Raw genomic sequence first — 17,493 nt, 5'->3', positions numbered from 1 at the left:
CCTCCCCCTCCAGGGGAGGGTGAAGACAGGGCGCTTACCGCCTAAACCTTGCCACCAGCTCCACATGCGGTGTGTGGCGAAACTGATCGACCGGCGTGACGCCTTCGATTCTGTAGCCGCCATCGATCAGGATCTTCGCGTCGCGCGCGAACGTCGTGACGTTGCAGGACACCGCGACCACCGTCGGCACCTTGCTCGCAGCCAATTGCGTCACCTGCGCCTGTGCGCCCTGCCGCGGCGGATCGAACACGACCGTGTCGTAGTCGCGCAACTCCTGCGGCATCAGCGGACGGCGAAAAAGATCGCGCGCCTCGGCCTTGACCGGCTTCAGTCCTGAGGTGGAAGTCGCGGCCTTCTGCAAGGCTGTGACCGCGCCGGCGTCGCTGTCGAAGGCGGCGATACGCGACTTTGCCGCCAGCCGCAGCGCGAAGGGGCCGACGCCGCAGAACAGGTCGGCGATGTATTTTCCGCGCTTGCAATGCTCTGACACCAGCGCCGCCAGCGTTTCCTCGCCCGCTATCGTTGCCTGCAGGAACGAGCCGGGCGGCAGCGCCACCTGTGCGGCGCCGATGGAAATGACCGGCGGCGTTCGCATCAGCACCAGTTCGCCGTGGCGCGTCAGCCGCGCCAGCCGATGCTGTTCCGCGATGCGCGACAGCCTGGTGATCAAGGCGGATGACAGCGGGCCGGAGCCGCGCACATCGACATCGAGCCCGCTATTGGTCGCGGTGATCTGGATGTCGAGCGGCTTGCCCATCGAAATCAGCGGCTCGGCGATCGCCCAGGCCGCCTCGATCGCGCCGCCGAGATGCGGGTCCAGGATCGGGCAGCGGTCGATCGGAATGATGTCGTGCGATCCTGCCGCCGCATAGCCGACCTTAAGGACGTCGTGCGTTCCCATCCGCCCGTGCAGGGTGATGCGCCGGCGGCCCGCGCCATGGGCATCGAGCAGGGGCGCCACCTCGCAATCGATTCCCGCCTGCGCCAGCGTCGTCACCACGAGCTCGCGCTTCCAGGCGCGATAAGGGCCGGCGTCCCAATGCTGGATCGCGCAGCCGCCGCAGACGCCGAAATGCGGACAGAACGGCGCGATCCGCTCCACGCTCGCGGCCTCGACGTTGATCAATCGCCGGCGGTCGGGATGGTGGCCGGGAACCGCAGCGGCCTCGATCGTTTCGCCGCCCAGCGTGTACGGCACATAGATGTTGCCGCCGCCGGCGATAGCGACGCCGTCGCCGTGATGGCCGACATGGTCGATGACGAGACGCTCGCTGTCAGCCACGGCGCGCGCCCATGAAGAATTCGATATTGCCGTCGCCGCCGGTGATCGGCGAGGGAAACACCTGGATATCGGTGCAGCCGAGCGAGGCGGCGAACGCCGAGATATCGTCGCATATTTCCTGATGCACCATCGCGTTGCGGATGATGCCGTGCTTGGAGTGTTTCCGCTCCGCCTCGAATTGCGGCTTGATCAGCGCCAGCAGATGCATTGGCGCGGCTGCCAGCGACAGCGCCACCGGCAGCACCGCCTTCAGGGAAATGAAGCTGACGTCGATGACGACGATATCGGGCCGTGCCGGCAGCCGCTTGCCCTCGAACTTGCGGATATCGGTTTCTTCCATCGACACGATCTTGGGGTGATTGCGCAGCGAGGGATGCAACTGGTCGTGCCCGACATCGATGGCGAAGACGAGGCTCGCGCCGTTTTGCAGCAGCACCTCGGTGAAGCCGCCGGTGGAGGCGCCGACGTCGAGGCAGACATGGTCCTCGATCTCAATCGGATACAGTTCCAGGGCGCCGGCGAGCTTGACGCCGCCGCGCGAGACGTAGGGGTGCGCGGGCTGCGCGGACAATTCGGCATTGGCTGCGATCAGCTCCGAGGCCTTCAACACGGGCCTGCCGTCGGCGGTGACGCCGCCGGCGTCGATCGCGGCGCGAGCGCGGGCGCGGCTTTCGAACAGGCCGCGCTCGACCAGGAGCACGTCCACGCGCTTGCGGGGAGAGGTTTCGCTGTTGCTCGTCTTCGCCAAGGTCAGCCCGATTTGCCGATGGCGCGATCCGCCGCCAGACGAACGCAGGTCTCGAACGAGGTCAGATCGTGCCAGATATCCAGAGGCCGCTGCCGCGGCGTCACCATTCTAGCACCATGCAGATCGAGCGTGTGGATCATCATGAGATTGTCAGGCAGTCCGAAATCCTCGACCGTCAGTCCGTCATCGTCGATCAGATGGCCGCCACTGGCTTTCGTGACCGCAAAGGATCGCGCAACCCGCTCGGCATAGTCAGCGGGATCGTTGCTGTAGGCGAAGCAGAGCTTGCCGCGCCCGGCCATGTAGCCGAGTTCATAGACGGTGCCGGCGTCGGCACTGGGGCCGCGAAACGGCGTAAGGTTGGCGATGATCGCGTCGGCTGCGTCCATCATGGCCTCGTTGCCCTCAAAGATCGCAAGCGAAGCATCGGCGGCCGAAAGATCGACCGCATTGTCGAGCGGATAGAGCCCGGTCAGGCCATGGCGGGCGCAGATCGCGGCCTTGCGCCGCCCGATCTCGATGGCGTCCGGCAGGAACACATCGGGACCTGCCAGATAGATCTTCATGGGATTACCGGCGAAAGAGCCAGATCTTCGGTTCTGATCAAGTCAGAACCGAAGCGGCTGTGCCTCAGGCGAGCTTGACGGTCTCGGTCTTGTAGTCCTTGCCGAGCGCATCGAACACCTTGGCGACGATGCCCTTGGCGTCGAGTCCGGCATGGGCATACATCGCATTCGGCGAGTCATGGTCGATGAACTCGTCGGGCAGGATCATCGCGCGCATCCGCAAACCGCCGTCGAGCATGCCGTGGTCGGACAGCGTCTGCATCACGTGCGAACCGAAGCCGCCGATCGAGCCTTCCTCGATGGTGAGCAGCACCTCGTGGTCGCGCGCCAGCTTCAGCACCAGATCGACGTCGAGCGGCTTCAAGAAGCGCGCGTCGGCGATGGTCGTCGAGAGGCCGTGGGCGGCGAGTTCGTCGGCCGCCTTTTCGCATTCGGCCATGCGCGTGCCGAACGAGAGCAGGGCGATCTTGTTGCCCTGGCGAACGATGCGGCCCTTGCCGATTTCGAGCGGCGTGCCGACCTCGGGCATTTCGACGCCGCGGCCTTCGCCGCGCGGATAGCGCACCGCGCTCGGGCGGTCGTTGATCGCGACCTGCGTCGCGACCATGTTGACGAGTTCCGCCTCGTCGGACGCGGCCATGATCACGAAGTTCGGCAGGCAGCCGAGATAGGCGTTGTCGAAGGAGCCTGCATGGGTGGCGCCGTCGGCGCCGACCAGGCCGGCGCGGTCGATGGCAAAACGTACAGGCAGGCTCTGGATCGCGACGTCGTGGACCACCTGGTCATAGCCGCGCTGCAGGAAGGTCGAGTAGATCGCGCAGAACGGCTTGTAGCCTTCGGTGGCAAGACCCGCCGCAAACGTCACCGCATGCTGCTCGGCAATGCCGACGTCGAAAGTCCTGTCGGGGAACGCCTTGTTGAAGATGTCGACGCCGGTGCCGGACGGCATCGCCGCAGTGATGGCGACGATCTTGTCGTCCTTCTCGGCTTCCTTGACGAGGCTCTGGCCGAACACGTTCTGATAGGCCGGCGCATTCGGCTTGGCTTTCGCCTGCGCGCCGGTGGCGACGTCGAACTTGACCACGGCGTGATACTTGTCGGCGGAAGCTTCCGCCGGGCCGTAGCCCTTGCCCTTCTGCGTGACGACATGAACCAGGATCGGGCCGGTTTCCATGTCGCGGACGTTCTTCAGCACCGGCAGCAGATGGTCGAGGTTATGGCCGTCGATCGGGCCGACGTAGTAGAAGCCGAGCTCCTCGAACAGCGTGCCGCCGTCCATCATGAAGCCGCGGGAATATTCCTCGACGCGGTTGGCGCGGTTGGCGAGGATTTTTGGCAGACGCTTGTTGATCTGTTTGGCCGCCTCGCGCAGCGAGCGGTAGGTCTTGCCGGAATAAAGGCGGGACAGATAGGCGCTCATCGCGCCGACCGGCGGGGCAATCGACATGTCATTGTCGTTGAGGATCACGATCAGGCGCGAGTTCATCGCACCGGCATTGTTCATGGCTTCATAGGCCATGCCCGCGGACATCGAGCCGTCGCCGATCACGGAGATGACGTTGTTCTTGCCGCCGGAGAGGTCGCGCGCCACTGCCATGCCGAGGCCGGCCGAAATCGAGGTCGAGGAGTGCGCAGCGCCGAACGGATCGTAGTCGCTCTCGGTGCGCTTGGTGAAGCCGGAAAGGCCACCGGCGGTGCGCAGCGTGCGGATGCGGTCGCGGCGGCCGGTCAGGATCTTGTGCGGGTAGGCCTGGTGGCCGACGTCCCAGATCAGGCGGTCGCGCGGCGTATCGAAGATGTAGTGGATCGCGGTGGTGAGTTCCACGACGCCGAGGCCGGCGCCGAAGTGCCCACCGGTCACCGAAACGGCGTCGATGGTTTCCTGGCGGAGTTCGTCCGCGACCTGACGCACCTGCTCGATCTTGAGCTTGCGTAGATCGTCGGGTGTGCGGATGGTATCGAGAAGCGGCGTTTTACTAAATGTGGTCACAGCGATGTTCCAATTTTGCATGTCAGGGCGAGGCCCGACGCGAGACGGGAAGCGCGTTAACCGCGCCGTGAAATTCCAGACCCCGGTGCCATCTCGGCGGGCCGGTACCTGATTAGAAAGCCTAGATGCACTCCGGCTTAAACCATGTGATATGCATCACGTTAGTAGCTTCTAAACCCTTCCCGGTTCAGTTTCTTTAGCTATTTGAAGCGCTTGCTGCCGTCGAAAGTTGGCGGGCAGGCTGCTCCCCAACCCCATAGAACCGCAACCTTTACACCAAAGCAGTCGCCAAAGCCAACCCGCCGAGCGGGATTGCTTCCTGGGGGCAGGTAACCAAAAACCTAGATTTTTCAACCGCTGCGGCGGGCGGATGGTTCCAGTTTGCTCGAATCGGCGGCACTTGCGGCCGCTGTCGTAGCCGCCTCGATCCTTTTCCAGGCCCAATCGCGCACCCCGGAATCGCCGGTGGCGACGTCAAGCGCGGCGTCGGGGACGGCCATGCGCGCGCTGAGCGGGACCGGTCCGCAGACGATCATGAAGAAGTCATAGGCGTTGGGCCGTTCGTTGGCCATCACGAACTGGAAATGCACGCGGAAGAACTGCCAGCGAAATTTTTCGTAATGTTCGGGGTGGATGATGTCGCGGAAGCGGACCGGCACGATCTTCGGGTTGCGCCTGGCAGCGCCGACGTCGATGCCGTGGCCCGTGATCGGATCGAACTGGTAGAAATTCATCACGTCCTTGCGGGCCTGGCAGTCGATCCAGTCGATCGACGGCTCGACCGCCAGCATCCGCAGATGGTCGCGGAATTCTCTCGACACGGCGTGATAGCCGACGATCGGGAAATTGCCGCCGATCGTCAGCAGCACGATCTGCGGACCGTGACGGCCGAGCGCGGGATCGAGCTTCAGCGCGCGCGCCAGCACTTCCGTCGACAGGAACGATCCGGAGCTGTGGCCGACGATGACGATTTCTTCGGCGTCGGTGCTTTTGGCGGTCTTGACCAGATGCTGCGCGAAGCGATCGATGCGCTGGTCCCATTCCGGGCGCTCGCGACGCGAGAACTCCCAGGTCCAGATCGTGTCGCATAGCAGATAGAGCACGTAGGTGGTGTTTTCCGTGTATTTCAGCACGGTGCCGAGCAGGACGACGAACAGGGCGATCGCGATGGCGATGCTGAAAATGTCGGGAATGCCGAGCGCATTCATCCCCTTCTCGAAGACAAAGGCGATGGCTGCGGCGCCCGCGGCTTCCAGCAACAGCATCAAATGCGGATAGGTGATGAAAGTTGCAAAACGCCAGTTCGCCTTGCCGAAGCGGGCGATGGTGCCGGCGAAGACCAGGCGCCAGTAGATCCACACCGCGCTGAACACCGTGCGCCAGATCGGCGACGCCAAATCCTGCTGGATGAAATCCTCGAACCGGAGGAAATCGTAGGCCGTGCGGGTCTGCCAATCCTCTGCCTTGGTATCGATGGTCCAGGACGCGATTTCGTCGTCGGCAGCGACCTTGGGCCGGCTGATGGTGGCCTGGAGCTGGTAGAGCCGGCCAAACTTGCGCAGTTCGGTCCGGAACATGCGGTAATATTGCGCCAGCCCGCGCGGATCGTAGCCCTGAATATAGATGATATGGCGGTGCTGAACGCGCACGTACTGTCCCCGGGGTGGTGGCCGACTATAACAGGCTGGGCAGGGCGCCAAGAACTAAATCGGTGACTAAATCGGCTGCCAAATTGGCCGGCCATTCAGCTTTTCAGTGGGGAGGCGAGTGCCGTTCGCCCCATATTCTCTCGATTCTGCGAGGGGGGCCCGGCGGGGGGCGATATTCCGGCCGGCCGAATCACTGCACGTCGAGCGGCTCGGTTCCGGTGACCTGGCCGCTGGCGTCGGTGGTGATCTTGTCGACGCGGGCCTCGGCCTGCCGCAGCAATTCTTCGCAGCGGCGCTTCAGCGCCTCGCCGCGCTCATAAATCGTGACCGATTCCTCGAGCGGCACCTTGCCGTCCTCGAGCCGCTTCACGATCGATTCGAGCTCCTCGATCGCGCGCTCGAAGGAGAGTTTTTTGACGTCCATCTGGGTATTTTCGGCCATATCGAGTTCCCGAATGCGCCCCGTAAGAGCGCAGAATCAAATAACAATTTTGCGCGCCTATTGTGGCGGGGTTTACGCGCGCATCAATGCGGTGACATGCGCCGCAACCGACTCTTTCAGCCCCTGCAGGTCGTAGCCGCCTTCCAGCACCGAGACAACCCGGCCACCTGCGCTGGCGTCGGCCACATCCATCAGCTTGCGCGTGACCCAGCCGAAATCATCCGCCCTGAGATTGAGCGAGGCCAGCGGATCGCGGTGATGCGCGTCGAAGCCTGCGGAGATGATCACCAGTTCCGGCGAGAATTTCTGCAACTGCGGCAGGATCAGGTTTTCGAACGCTGCGCGGAACTTGGCGCTGCCGTCCTCGGAAGCCAGCGGCGCATTGACGATGGTGTCGTGCTCGCCGCGTTCGCCGCTGGCGCCGGTGCCCGGAAACAGCGGCATCTGGTGCGTCGAGCAATACATCACGGTCGGATCGTGCCAGAAGATGTCCTGTGTGCCGTTGCCGTGATGGACGTCGAAATCGACGATCGCGGCGCGACCGATGCCGTATTTGCGCTGGGCGTGGCGTGCCGCAATAGCGACATTATCGAAGAAGCAGAAGCCCATCGGCTTCGAGACCTCGGCATGGTGACCGGGCGGGCGCACCGCGACGAAGGCGTTCTGATGGGCGCCGGACATGACAGCATCGGTTGCCGCCACCGCGCCGCCGACGCCGCGCATCACCGCTTCCCAGGTGCCCGGCGACATCGAGGTGTCGCCGTCGATATAGATCATCCCGCTCTGGGGGGCGATATGCCGGAGCTCGCCGACATAATGCTCGCCATGGCACAGCGTGACGGAATCCAGATTGCCTTCCGGCGCCTCGCTGCGCGTGAGCGGCTTGAAGCGCTCTTCTCCCAGCACCTCGGCAACCGCGCGCAACCGGTCGGGACGTTCCGGATGCCCCGGGGGCGTGACATGGTCGAGACAGGCAGAATGGGTCAGAAGGAGTGTCATGCAAGATCCTGGCGTTAAGGCGCGCGCCGGCAAGGGATCGGCTAATCTAGGCCGTTAGGAGCCGCTCGGAAAGGCCCACGGCATTCCGCTCAGTTGATCCTGACAATGCGGTCGGCGGCGGTCGGGCCGATCGGGCTGTTCGCCCCAAAATAGGCATGCAGCGCGTCGACGTCGTAGACACCGATCTGCGGTGCGGTTCCCTCCGTGAGCACGGTAAAGCCGTCGCCGCCGACGAACAGGAAATTGTTGACCGTGACGCGATAGCTTGCGGCGGGATCGACCGGTTGCCCGTTCAGTGACATCCGCTCAGGCAGCACGCGTTCGCCGTCAGGCCGGCTGGCGTCCCATGTGTAAGAAAAACCCTTCGACACCTGCAGGATCCTTGGCCGCTTCGGATCGAGCCATTGCAGCTCCAGCATGTCCTTGATCTGTTTTCCGGTCAGCGTGATCGTCACCAGTTGATTGCGGAACGGCTGGCTGGCGAACAGGTCGCCATAGGTCACCGCGCCGTCCTCTCTGCGCGTTACGTCGGCGCGCACGCCGCCGGGATTGGTGAAGGCGATGACCGCGCCGCCTTTCGCTTCAGCGCTGGTCGCGGCGAGTTGCGCGTCCGCGATGATGTCGCCGAGCGGGCTTTCGCCGGCTGCGTTGGGCACACGCGACAGCGTTGCGGTCACCGAGCCCGCGGGGCGGTTGGCGATCGGCGCGGCCAGCCTGTCGTAGGATTCGATCAGCGCGGTTTGCCCGGCGTTCTTCGCGAGCGTGGCTGATCGCACGATGCTGTTGTCGGCCTTGGCGCTGATGACGTCGCGCGTTGCCGGATCAAGCTTGAGGTCGATCGCGGTGACGAGTGTGCCGTATTTGTCGCCTGACGTGACGAGCCGCCCGTCGATCTCGCAGACATAGGCGCGGTGGGTGTGGCCGGTGACCACCACGTCCACCGCCTTGTCGAACTTTTTGACGATGTCGACGATTGGGCCCGAAATGCCAGGGCACTCGTTGTAGTCCCCGGTCGGCAATCCGCCTTCGTGGATCAGGACGACGATGGCCTCGACGCCGCGTGCCTTCAGTTCCGGGGTCAGCGCATTCACCGTCGCGGCTTCGTCGCGAAATTCGAGGCCGGCAATGCCGACCGGCGAGACGAGGCCTGGCGTGCCCTTCAGGGTCAGGCCGATGAAGGCGACTGGAATGCCGTCGAACGCGCGGATTTCGTAAGGAGGAAATACAGTCTTGCCGCTGCTCTTCTCGAACGTGCTGGCGGCGAGATAGCGAAATTTCGCTCCCTTAAACGGATGCGGTCCCTGGCATTGGTCGACCGGGTGGCAGCCGCCATGCTGCATGCGCAGGAGTTCGTCCTTGCCCTCGTCGAATTCGTGGTTGCCGACCGAGGAAATATCCAGCCCCATCATCGACAGCGCCTCGATCGTCGGCTCGTCATGGAACATCGCCGACAGAAACGGACTGGCGCCGATCAGGTCGCCGGCGGCGACGAAGATCGAGTTCTTATGTCCCTCGCGAAGCTGGCCGACCAGCGTCGCCATATGTTCGGCGCCGCCGGCGGGAACGGTGATCTTCTTCGTCCTGTCCTCGGGATCGGCGATAATGATCCCGCCCGGCGGCGGACGAAGGTAGCCGTGAAAATCGTTGATCGCGAGAATGCGCAGATCGACGGGCGGCGGGGTTTGGGCGAACGATGATGCGGCAAGCGCCAGCATGATCGCCAAGGCAAGGATGGGACGGAGGAGGGGGCTCATGACACTGACACAGGTTGGTGGCTTGGTGTTTCCGCGTCATTGCCTGCGACAAACGCGAAGCGTTTGTGCAAGGGAGCGCAGCGACGAAGCAACATTCTTTCTTGATGCGGCGCGATGGATTGCTTCGCTGCGCTCGCAATGACGATGAGGCAAAAGCGTGCGTTTCGGCTACCCCTTCTTCCGCTCAAAAAACGCCGTGAACGCCGCCACCGCTTCCTTCGAGTGCATCCGCTCGCCGAACAGATGGCTCTCCTGGTCGATCCGCCGCGTCATGTCCTCCGGCGGCAGCTTCAGCAGTTTTCGCGAGATCGCGACCGCTTCGGCCGGCAGCGCGCAGATCTCGCGGGCCACCTTGCGCGCCTCGGCTTCGGTGTGTCCGGGGGCCACCACCACATTGACGAAGCCCGCCTCGCGCGCCTCGTCCGCGGAAAACTTGCGTCCCATCACCAGCATGGCGAAGGCGCGCTGGTGGCCCATGGTGCGCGGCATCAACAGGCTGGATGCGCCTTCCGGCACCAGCCCGAGATTGATGAACGGCGTCGAAAAGGTCGCGGTCGTGCTGGCGAGCACATAGTCGCAATGGAACAGCATGGTGGTGCCGATGCCGATCGCGACGCCGTCCACGGCGGCGATGATCGGCTTGACGTTGTGCGCCAGCGAATAAAGGAATTTTACGGCGTTGGAGGTGGCGCGTGGCACATCGGTATTCGAGGTGCTCTCTTTCAGAAAATCCTCGAGATCGTTGCCGGCGGTGAACACGCCCGAACCGCCTGTTATGATGATGCAGCGGATATCGGGATTGTTCTGCGCCTTGTCGATGGCGTCGCTCATCCCGCGATACATGTCCTGGGTGAATGCGTTCTTTTTCTCGGGCCGCCGCAGCTTGATGATGCGCGTCGCATCTTCGTCCGACACAATGAGGTGCCCGGTCATGAACTTGCCCCTAAAAGCAGGCTGCGACGGTGCCGCTGGCCAATCATCCGGCGACATCCTACATGATCCGGCAAAGGGCCCAACCATTCCCTGCGAATTTTTCGGGGATGTGACTACGAGGATAATGCAATGCAGCTAGGCGGAATTCATCATCTGACCGCAATCTCGGCGAAGCCGAGGGAGAATTTGGCGTTCTACACCGGCCTGCTCGGCATGCGGCTGGTCAAGAAGACCGTCAACCAGGACGACGTCAGCGCCTACCACCTGTTCTATGCCGACGGCAAAGCCAATCCCGGCACCGATCTCACCTTCTTCGATTTCCCGGCCGCGCCCGAGCGGCGCGGAACCAATTCGATCTCGCGCACGGGCTTGCGCGTGGCCGGCGAGGCGACCCTCGGCTACTGGCGGGATCGGCTGAGAAAGGCCGGCGCCGTGACCCCCGATATCGTCGAGGTCGACGGCCGGCTGACGCTGCCGTTCGAGGACGGCGAGGGTCAGCGGCTGGTGCTGATCGACGATGGGGCCGCGGGCGCCGCCTCGCCGTGGGAGCGCAGCCCGGTGCCGGTGGAGCACCAGATCCGCGGCCTCGGCCCGATCGTGCTGACCGTGCACGACCTTTCGCGCACCGCCTTCGTGCTGACCGAGGTGATGAACATGCGCCGCGTGCGCGACTATGTCGCCCACGGCGCGGAGGTTCATGTGTTCGAGATGGGCGAGGCAGGCGGAGAGAGCAGTCCCGCCGCCGAACTGCACGTGCTCGAAGACAAGGATTCGCCCGTCGCGCGTCAGGGCGCCGGCGGCGTCCACCACGTCGCGTTTCGCACGCCAGATGAGGCGCAGTACCACGCCTGGACGCAGCGCCTGAACGAGCTTCGCGTCCCCAACAGCGGCGAGATCGACCGCTTCTATTTCCGCAGCCTCTATTTCCGCGAGCCCAACGGCATCCTGTTCGAGATCGCCACCGACGGCCCGGGCTTTGCGACTGATGAACCGATGGAAACGCTCGGTGAAAAACTGGCGTTGCCGCCATTCCTGGAACCGCGACGCGCCGCGATCGAGGCGGGGCTGAAGCCGATTTCGTAGGGCGGATTAGCGTAGCGTAATCCGCCGCCTCGCGAGAATTCGGTGGGTTACGCTTCGCTAACCCACCCTACGAAGCCGAGCCAAAACTTGTTCGAACGTGTCGAGGGCATCATGAAGGTCTACCGATATCTCACCGGCAAGGATGACGCCGCATTCTGCCATCGGGTGACCGATGCTCTGAATCGCGGGTGGCAGCTTTACGGGCAACCGACTCTGACATTCGACCAGTTGCGCGGCGAAGTGATCTGCGGGCAAGTCATCACCAAGGACGTCGAAGGCAAGGCTTACGATCCCGAAATGGATTTGTCGAAGCTGTAGAACCGTAGCCCGGATGAGCGCAGCGACATCCGGGGTTTGCTCTCCCCGCATGTCGTTGCGCTCATGCGGGCTGCCCGCTGTCAGGATTTTCGGCGCGGTCGGCCTGACGTGGCAGAAAACGAGGCCCGTCTGTTGAATCGATTTCCTGCGGCTAAAAGGCCGTGGTCAGGGTCAAGCTCTTGTGGACGGCTTTGTAATGATCGAGCTGTTCGATGGCACGATCAAGTTCTTTGTCGATCGTAATCTTCGTCAAGTTATCCTGCATTTGTTCGATGCGGGCCGTGAGGTCAGCAAGATCAAACTCCTCAACTGGTCAGGCAGTGTCCGCAAGAATGGTGAGTTCCTCCCTCGAAAATTCAGCCAGCCCTCCCAGCACTACAAATCTCTGCCTGACGTCAGCGGTTCTAATGTCTACGATCCCCGGGCGCAGCGCCGCAACGATCGGCGTATGGCCGGCCAGAACGCCGAAATCGCCTTCCAGGCCCGGCAAGTCGACCTGATCCACCTCGTCTGAAAACAAGAGTTTTTCAGGCGATACAAGGTTTGCTTTGAAAGTTGACATTGTAACTCCCCAATCACTCGAACCTTGTGATAGATTTCGCTCGCGCACGACCGCGAGGCAGGCGACGGCCAGATTTCGTCCCGGGACGGCCGCGCATTGGAGCCACTCTTTGAAATCATGAACCTCTGCAAAGGCCAAGGCAAGTATCACAACGACGGCTGCGATTGGAGGGTGCTATGTCCGTGGAAAGCATTCTGAAGAAAAAGGGAACCGACGTCGCAACAATCGCCCCGGATGTTAGCGTCAAGCGAGCGGCGGACTGGCTGCGTGCAAAAAATATTGGCGCTCTGGTGGTAACGCGCGGTGACGAAGTTCTTGGTCTCATTTCTGAACGTGAAATCGTTCTCGCGATTTCTCGCCACGGCGAGACCGCCACATCGATGTCTGTGAGCGAAATCATGCGACATGGCGTGATCACCGTATCGCCAGCCGAAACTGTTTCTCACGTGATGGACCTGATGACCCGGCACCGCGTGCGCCACATGCCGGTTGTCCATGACGGCAAGCTCGCCGGGATAATCAGCATCGGCGACGTGGTCAAATATCGTCTGGACGATCTGCAGCTTGAAACCAACGTCCTGCGCGATGCCTACATCGCTGCACGCTAACGCTGGATTGTCAGTGGCTACCGTCTGACGCCGATTTCGCAGCTCGCGTAGGATGGGTAGAGCGCAGCGAAACCCATCACCGTCCGAGCCGTCATCGATGGGTATCGCTTCCGCCTTCGCTCGTTGAGCTACGGCGGATAAGTCGCTCCACCGCATCCTACGGGCTGTGCGCTTCGCGTATGTGGGCGCGGGCCTTCGGCTTTGGAGCAGGGGCAAGGAACTTGGCAACGAACGCATCGCGCCCGCGAAGGGTCAGAGTTCCTTCCGTAGTTCTCCGGCCGTGAACATAGTTCCGCCTTCTCGGCTGCGTTAAACGTCAGTGTTAGCTCGCCGTAGCGCAGATGTGCGGATCGCTCTCGGGCGGGTGCCATTGCATTTGATACGGAGCACCAAATGGCTTCCACGCTGAACGAAACGTTCGCGGCAGGGCAGGCCGGGAGCTTGGAGCAGCAGCTTTCGAACCTGGCGCGCGAAGTGGGAATCAGTCCTTCGGCCCCGCCGACCAACATGAAGACGTCTCGCCCACCGCCGGCAGCGAGTCATCGATTGGCGGATTGGCGCTATGTGGCTTTCGTCGGCTCTCTGTCGGCAGCATTCATTGGCGTCGCTGCCTGGTGGTGGTCATCCTCCGCCGATACGGCAATGATGGCCCGCTCAGATCCAAAACCTCTGACACAGGCGGCGCCGGAAGCCGCTGCGCCGAAAGACGTCGCGTCGGCTGCTGTTGCCATGTCTTCCGAACTGGCGCAGCAGCTCCAACCGATGGCGCGCGATCTCGCTGACTTGAGGCAAACGGTCGAAGAGCTCAAGGTGAGACAAGAACAATTGGTCCGCGACAATGAAAATCTCACGAGCCAGTTTGCGGCGAGCCGGGAAGAAACGTCGCGCAACAAGGGTATCGTCGACCAGATCAATGCGACCCAGATCCAGTTGGCGCGCGAAAACCAGACGCTTACCGAGCAGGTCAACGCAAGCCAGGAACAACTCGCCCGCGTCATCGGCAGCGCTTCAGAGCCAAAGGCGATGCCCGAAGCGTCAAAGATGATGCCTGAAGAGCCAAAGGTGACGACCGAAGTGCCAAAGGTGATGCCCGAAATACCACTGCCGCGTCCGCGGCAGCCGGCCACTGTCGGCCAGACGCAAAACCCGACGCGGCCGCAAGCCAAAAAACCGCAACCGTTATTGGCATGGCCATGGTCAGTGCGCTAATGCGCCCGGCCGCTTAAAGCCGCGGCCAACTGGCAGCTAGCGTAGCCCGGATGAGCGGAGCGACATCCGGGGCCTTATTCCCGCATATCGCTGCGCTCATGCGGGCTACCGTCTGACGCCGATTTCGTAGCTCTCGTAGGACGGGTAGAGTGGAGTGAAACCCATCACCGTCCGAGCCGTCATCGATGGTATCGCTTCGCTCCACCCATCCTACGGGCTGACCAGTACGCTGAAGCTGTGCTTTCGACTGCTCGCTCCACGGGAGGGATGCGCGATGCAGCGATTTTCTACAATGTTTTCATGGTGATTTGCCCCGTCCAGTCCCTTCCGAAAAAACAATTTCCTTCTCGGCCACCCCAAATCAGCACTATCAATTCCGCCGTCTCATCCCTCACGAGGGGCGGATCGCGAGTCGTCACGGACGCGGGGTGGGATGCGGTGGACGCAGCAGCGTCGGCGTGAAGCGTGTTCGCAGGCGGCTTTGCCGTGAGTGAACAACAGCGCGCAGACGAACGACGCTTCCGCCTTCGCTAAAGCTTCGACGGGCTTTTACTTGAGCCCCGGCGAAGCCTCTTGACGAAGACGGGTGTTGCGTACGGCAAAACCGTGTGGTCCTGGCATCCGTGGCTGATGTCAAGCTGCCGGTGGCGAATTTGATCCGACCGGATCGATCCGCCATCAAGCCGGCAGCGATGGAGGCAAGACGAATTCGTCTCCAGGGAGAGCGCGGCATAAGCCGTCAAACCATTGCGCAGGGAATGCCGGAGTGCTCCGGCTGTACCTGTATGCTCGTGTGCGCATCTCACTCCATCTCTTGCACACGAGACCGCGGGTGCAGCAAGCACCCGGCATTCCCTGCTCCCTCTGTTTTGAGGGAAGGATTCCAGCAAGCCTCGGGCGCAAGTCGCGCCGCGAGAAGGCAAGGTCATGTTTACGAACGTTGACGCAAACAAGTTCGTTATATCAGGCAAAGAACCGCGCCAGCGCGAGGTAGTCTGCGGCTCAGGCTTCGTTCTTCGGAACGTATTTCCCGAGCACACACTTGTAGCGCTGCAATCGCCATTCGCGATACGGCCCCTTGGCGAGCCAGTCGGCAATTCCAATCTGCGCGTTGACCGCGCAGGCGCTCATGGTGATGCCGGACTGGTCACTGGTGGTGACGACCTTTTCGAGACAAAGCTGGCTGTTGCAGAGAACGGCGACGAGAGTGACGAGCATGGCGACCTTCGTTGATAAGGAATATCCAGTTCGTTCAGCCAATGCAGGGTTCATGCCAACATTGGTGCACGCCGTTTTTTTTGGACGCCCCTTAGGCGAATTGCCCGGCAAAAACGCAACTCTTCCGTAGCCGTGCTTTTTGCGCGGGACGGACACCAGCAACGCTAGTGAATGCAAGCTGCGGTGAGAGTAGGGGCGGACGTGGACGATTCGCAAAGCGTAGAACTACGGGATCGTACCGGAATGGCCATAACTGTCTTAACGCTGCAACAGTTTTGATTGCCGTGTTTGGGCGCGCCGTGACGCTAGCAGCAGCAGAAATCGCACACTTCGTAGGATGGATAGAGCGCAGCGAAACCCATCACTGTCCCGGGCAGCAATTGATGGGTATCGCTGCGCTCCACCCATCCTACAAATCGGGCACACTCGAAGAGCGAGAGCACGAACCCGCAAATTCAAATTGATCGACCGGTTTGCACCTCGAAACGCACTTCAGACTCAATCCGGACATCGCGCCATGTTCGTTTCGCGTTCCACGTGTAAAGCGGTTCCGGTCAGAGAGCAGGATGAGACAATAGTGCAACAACCGTCATCCTAATTTGCGGAAGGTACATCGTTAAGAAGCGATGGCCGGCGCGTGGAGATATAATCGCATCGACGAATCCGGAAAGGAGTTTTCGATGTCGAAGTTTGCGATTGGCGAGCAAGTCGAAAACGTAGCCAACGATCACGAGTCGGGCACGGTTGTCGCCGTGTTTCCGACCGTTGACGGAAGCTTTAGATATGCCGTCGACACGGAAGGCTACGGCGCACTTCAGTTCTTCGCCGAGGAGAAGCTGGCTTTCGCCCTTACGGGGCGGGGGGCCATATGACACGCCGTGCAACCACGCAGGCGATCGCCGCGACCGAACCGACGGAGGGCGACAGCGATGCTGTGCGCATCAGGCATCAGCTTGACGCCTGGGCCAACGCCTCAAATCGCACGCCAAGATTAGTGGCAACACCCGCCGAAGACCTCGGCGTAGAACCATCGGGCAAGGCGCCCCTGGCAGCCAAGAAAGGCAGCCGCTCCGCTTCGGCGGCCGGTCGTACCAAAGCGACCAGGGCGACCAAGGCCGTCAAGGCCAAGGCAACGGAGGCAACCAAGGCCAATTTCGAGCCGGAGCCGCCCAACCCGCCGCTCGAGCCGCTGACGGTTTCCGCAGCACCCACCGTGCCGGAAGCCGCACCCACCGCCGTGCCGGAGGCAACACCCGCCGTGCTGGAGGCCGTTACCGCTACGCCGGAACGCGCACGCACCAGCCGCGCCTTTGCCCTTGTCGCAGCACTCGCGCTGGCGACGGTTGCTGCCTATTTTTCGGTCGCGGGCATGGCCGAGATATTTCCCGGTGATCCGGTCGCGGTCATGGTGCTCGCCGCCACCATGGAAGCCGGCAAGTTGGTGATCGCCGGATGGCTGGCCGCGCATTGGCGCCGGACCAACTGGAAAATGCGGACGGTTTTGGTGGCGCTGGTCGCCGGCCTCGCACTCATCAACGCCGCCGGCGTGTTCGGCAAGCTGGTCGAGGCGCATGTCAGCGTGGCGGCCACGTCGCGTTCCGGCGTCACCGAGCGCATCGAAGCGATCGACGCACGCGTCAGGGCGCAATCGGCGCTCGTTGCCGACCTCGACGGCCGCATTGCGCAGATCGACCGGGCCGTGGACGAATCGACGCGGCTCGGCCGGGTGACGCGGGCGATCAACATCGCAACACAGCAGCGTGTGACGCGGGATGGGCTGGATACGCAGCGGCAGGCGGCGACCGCAACGCTGGTCGGGCTGCAGGCGCAACGCGCGGCGCTGGCCGGCGAGCGTTCGCGTATCGAAGCCTCCGCGGGCCCGATCCAGTATCTTGCGATGATGGCCGGCGTCGCGCCCGAAGTCGCGGTTCGATGGCTGATACTCTTGATGGTGCTGTGCTGCGATCCCGCAGCGATTGCCTTGACGGTCGCGGCGGCTGGCTCGCGAGCTGGCGAGCCGAGGCGAGAGGCGACCGCGGTCGCCAATTCCCAGAGCTGGTGATGGCTGCATTAACGACGAGATGAATCATCGGCCGACGCATCATCAGCAACGACTCGCCTAAAGCCGACAT

Annotated in this window: 16 protein-coding genes and 1 pseudogene; 6 read left to right on the top strand and 11 right to left on the bottom strand. The window is 62.5% G+C overall.

Features of this window, described 5'->3' with window-relative positions; translation table 11 throughout:
• Window positions 1–34: 34 nt before the first annotated feature.
• From KIP88_RS03295 to KIP88_RS03255, 9 genes are all read right to left on the bottom strand, one after another.
• A complete protein-coding gene (locus KIP88_RS03295; protein ID WP_214486404.1) occupies window positions 35–1,282 on the bottom strand; it encodes a class I SAM-dependent RNA methyltransferase in 1,248 nt (415 codons plus the stop codon).
• Window positions 1,275–2,030 (bottom strand): TlyA family RNA methyltransferase, encoded by a 756-nt coding sequence (locus KIP88_RS03290; protein ID WP_214486403.1) that lies wholly within the window; start codon window positions 2,028–2,030, stop codon window positions 1,275–1,277. The genes KIP88_RS03295 and KIP88_RS03290 overlap by 8 nt, the downstream gene beginning before the upstream one ends.
• Window positions 2,031–2,032: 2 nt before the next feature.
• Complete coding sequence (locus KIP88_RS03285) at window positions 2,033–2,596, bottom strand: nucleoside 2-deoxyribosyltransferase (RefSeq protein WP_214486402.1); 564 nt, start codon at window positions 2,594–2,596, stop codon at window positions 2,033–2,035.
• A gap of 64 nt (window positions 2,597–2,660) precedes the next feature.
• Window positions 2,661–4,607 carry a 1-deoxy-D-xylulose-5-phosphate synthase gene (gene dxs / locus KIP88_RS03280; RefSeq protein WP_214486401.1) on the bottom strand — a complete coding sequence of 649 codons (1,947 nt, stop codon included), beginning with the start codon at window positions 4,605–4,607 and terminating at the stop codon, window positions 2,661–2,663.
• A gap of 329 nt (window positions 4,608–4,936) precedes the next feature.
• Entirely contained in the window at window positions 4,937–6,235 is a 1,299-nt protein-coding gene (locus KIP88_RS03275; RefSeq protein WP_214486400.1) for a hypothetical protein, read from the bottom strand.
• Between the two features lie 190 nt (window positions 6,236–6,425).
• On the bottom strand, window positions 6,426–6,677 hold the full coding sequence (locus tag KIP88_RS03270; RefSeq protein ID WP_214486399.1) for an exodeoxyribonuclease VII small subunit: 252 nt from the start codon (window positions 6,675–6,677) through the stop codon (window positions 6,426–6,428).
• 72 nt (window positions 6,678–6,749) lie between these two features.
• On the bottom strand, window positions 6,750–7,676 hold the full coding sequence (locus KIP88_RS03265) for a histone deacetylase family protein (RefSeq protein ID WP_214486398.1): 927 nt from the start codon (window positions 7,674–7,676) through the stop codon (window positions 6,750–6,752).
• A gap of 89 nt (window positions 7,677–7,765) precedes the next feature.
• Window positions 7,766–9,430, bottom strand: a complete 1,665-nt coding sequence (locus KIP88_RS03260) for a bifunctional UDP-sugar hydrolase/5'-nucleotidase (RefSeq protein ID WP_214486397.1) — start codon at window positions 9,428–9,430, stop codon at window positions 7,766–7,768.
• 168 nt (window positions 9,431–9,598) lie between these two features.
• A complete protein-coding gene (locus tag KIP88_RS03255; protein ID WP_214486396.1) occupies window positions 9,599–10,363 on the bottom strand; it encodes a crotonase/enoyl-CoA hydratase family protein in 765 nt (254 codons plus the stop codon).
• 129 nt (window positions 10,364–10,492) lie between these two features.
• Between KIP88_RS03255 and KIP88_RS03250 the strand changes: the two genes are divergently transcribed.
• Together KIP88_RS03250 and KIP88_RS03245 are read left to right on the top strand one after the other, a co-directional pair.
• Window positions 10,493–11,446, top strand: a complete 954-nt coding sequence (locus tag KIP88_RS03250; protein ID WP_214486395.1) for a ring-cleaving dioxygenase — start codon at window positions 10,493–10,495, stop codon at window positions 11,444–11,446.
• Window positions 11,447–11,557: 111 nt separating this feature from the next.
• Window positions 11,558–11,764, top strand: a complete 207-nt coding sequence (locus tag KIP88_RS03245) for a DUF1737 domain-containing protein (protein ID WP_214486635.1) — start codon at window positions 11,558–11,560, stop codon at window positions 11,762–11,764.
• Between the two features lie 151 nt (window positions 11,765–11,915).
• Here the strand turns inward: KIP88_RS03245 and KIP88_RS03240 are convergent.
• A pseudogene (locus tag KIP88_RS03240) lies at window positions 11,916–12,326 on the bottom strand (F0F1 ATP synthase subunit epsilon).
• 176 nt (window positions 12,327–12,502) lie between these two features.
• On the opposite strand from KIP88_RS03240, the gene KIP88_RS03235 reads away from it, so the two are divergent.
• Both KIP88_RS03235 and KIP88_RS03230 read left to right on the top strand, forming a co-directional pair.
• Entirely contained in the window at window positions 12,503–12,934 is a 432-nt protein-coding gene (locus KIP88_RS03235) for a CBS domain-containing protein (RefSeq protein WP_214486394.1), read from the top strand.
• A gap of 393 nt (window positions 12,935–13,327) precedes the next feature.
• Window positions 13,328–14,143, top strand: a complete 816-nt coding sequence (locus tag KIP88_RS03230) for a hypothetical protein (protein ID WP_214486393.1) — start codon at window positions 13,328–13,330, stop codon at window positions 14,141–14,143.
• Window positions 14,144–15,145: 1,002 nt separating this feature from the next.
• On the opposite strand, the gene KIP88_RS03225 is transcribed toward KIP88_RS03230, so the two are convergent.
• Window positions 15,146–15,361 (bottom strand): hypothetical protein, encoded by a 216-nt coding sequence (locus KIP88_RS03225; RefSeq protein WP_213289303.1) that lies wholly within the window; start codon window positions 15,359–15,361, stop codon window positions 15,146–15,148.
• A 680-nt stretch (window positions 15,362–16,041) separates the two neighbouring features.
• Between KIP88_RS03225 and KIP88_RS03220 the strand changes: the two genes are divergently transcribed.
• The gene (locus KIP88_RS03220) at window positions 16,042–16,233 is read left to right on the top strand and encodes a hypothetical protein (RefSeq protein ID WP_214486392.1); all 192 of its coding nucleotides are present in this window, start codon (window positions 16,042–16,044) and stop codon (window positions 16,231–16,233) included.
• Window positions 16,230–17,423: a hypothetical protein gene (locus KIP88_RS03215; RefSeq protein WP_214486391.1), complete on the top strand. Its 1,194-nt coding sequence runs from the start codon at window positions 16,230–16,232 to the stop codon at window positions 17,421–17,423. Before KIP88_RS03220 ends, KIP88_RS03215 begins: the two co-directional genes overlap by 4 nt.
• Window positions 17,424–17,493: the final 70 nt, after the last annotated feature.

Source organism: Bradyrhizobium sp. SRL28, from assembly GCF_018596315.1.
GTDB lineage: Bacteria > Pseudomonadota > Alphaproteobacteria > Rhizobiales > Xanthobacteraceae > Bradyrhizobium.
Note: the sequence above shows the minus strand (reverse complement) of the source record. Positions and strands in the feature narration are given on the sequence as shown.

Excerpts from the sequence above, each read along its gene's own strand:
- KIP88_RS03285 (WP_214486402.1), bottom strand. The coding sequence starts at position 2,596 with ATGAAGATCTATCTGGCAGGTCCCGATGTGTTCCTGCCGGACGCCATC.
- dxs (WP_214486401.1), bottom strand. The coding sequence starts at position 4,607 with ATGCAAAATTGGAACATCGCTGTGACCACATTTAGTAAAACGCCGCTT.
- KIP88_RS03270 (WP_214486399.1), bottom strand. The coding sequence starts at position 6,677 with ATGGCCGAAAATACCCAGATGGACGTCAAAAAACTCTCCTTCGAGCGC.
- KIP88_RS03265 (WP_214486398.1), bottom strand. The coding sequence starts at position 7,676 with ATGACACTCCTTCTGACCCATTCTGCCTGTCTCGACCATGTCACGCCC.
- KIP88_RS03260 (WP_214486397.1), bottom strand. The coding sequence starts at position 9,430 with ATGAGCCCCCTCCTCCGTCCCATCCTTGCCTTGGCGATCATGCTGGCG.
- KIP88_RS03255 (WP_214486396.1), bottom strand. The coding sequence starts at position 10,363 with ATGACCGGGCACCTCATTGTGTCGGACGAAGATGCGACGCGCATCATC.
- KIP88_RS03250 (WP_214486395.1), top strand. The coding sequence starts at position 10,493 with ATGCAGCTAGGCGGAATTCATCATCTGACCGCAATCTCGGCGAAGCCG.
- KIP88_RS03245 (WP_214486635.1), top strand. The coding sequence starts at position 11,558 with ATGAAGGTCTACCGATATCTCACCGGCAAGGATGACGCCGCATTCTGC.
- KIP88_RS03235 (WP_214486394.1), top strand. The coding sequence starts at position 12,503 with ATGTCCGTGGAAAGCATTCTGAAGAAAAAGGGAACCGACGTCGCAACA.
- KIP88_RS03230 (WP_214486393.1), top strand. The coding sequence starts at position 13,328 with ATGGCTTCCACGCTGAACGAAACGTTCGCGGCAGGGCAGGCCGGGAGC.
- KIP88_RS03225 (WP_213289303.1), bottom strand. The coding sequence starts at position 15,361 with ATGCTCGTCACTCTCGTCGCCGTTCTCTGCAACAGCCAGCTTTGTCTC.
- KIP88_RS03220 (WP_214486392.1), top strand. The coding sequence starts at position 16,042 with ATGTCGAAGTTTGCGATTGGCGAGCAAGTCGAAAACGTAGCCAACGAT.
- KIP88_RS03215 (WP_214486391.1), top strand. The coding sequence starts at position 16,230 with ATGACACGCCGTGCAACCACGCAGGCGATCGCCGCGACCGAACCGACG.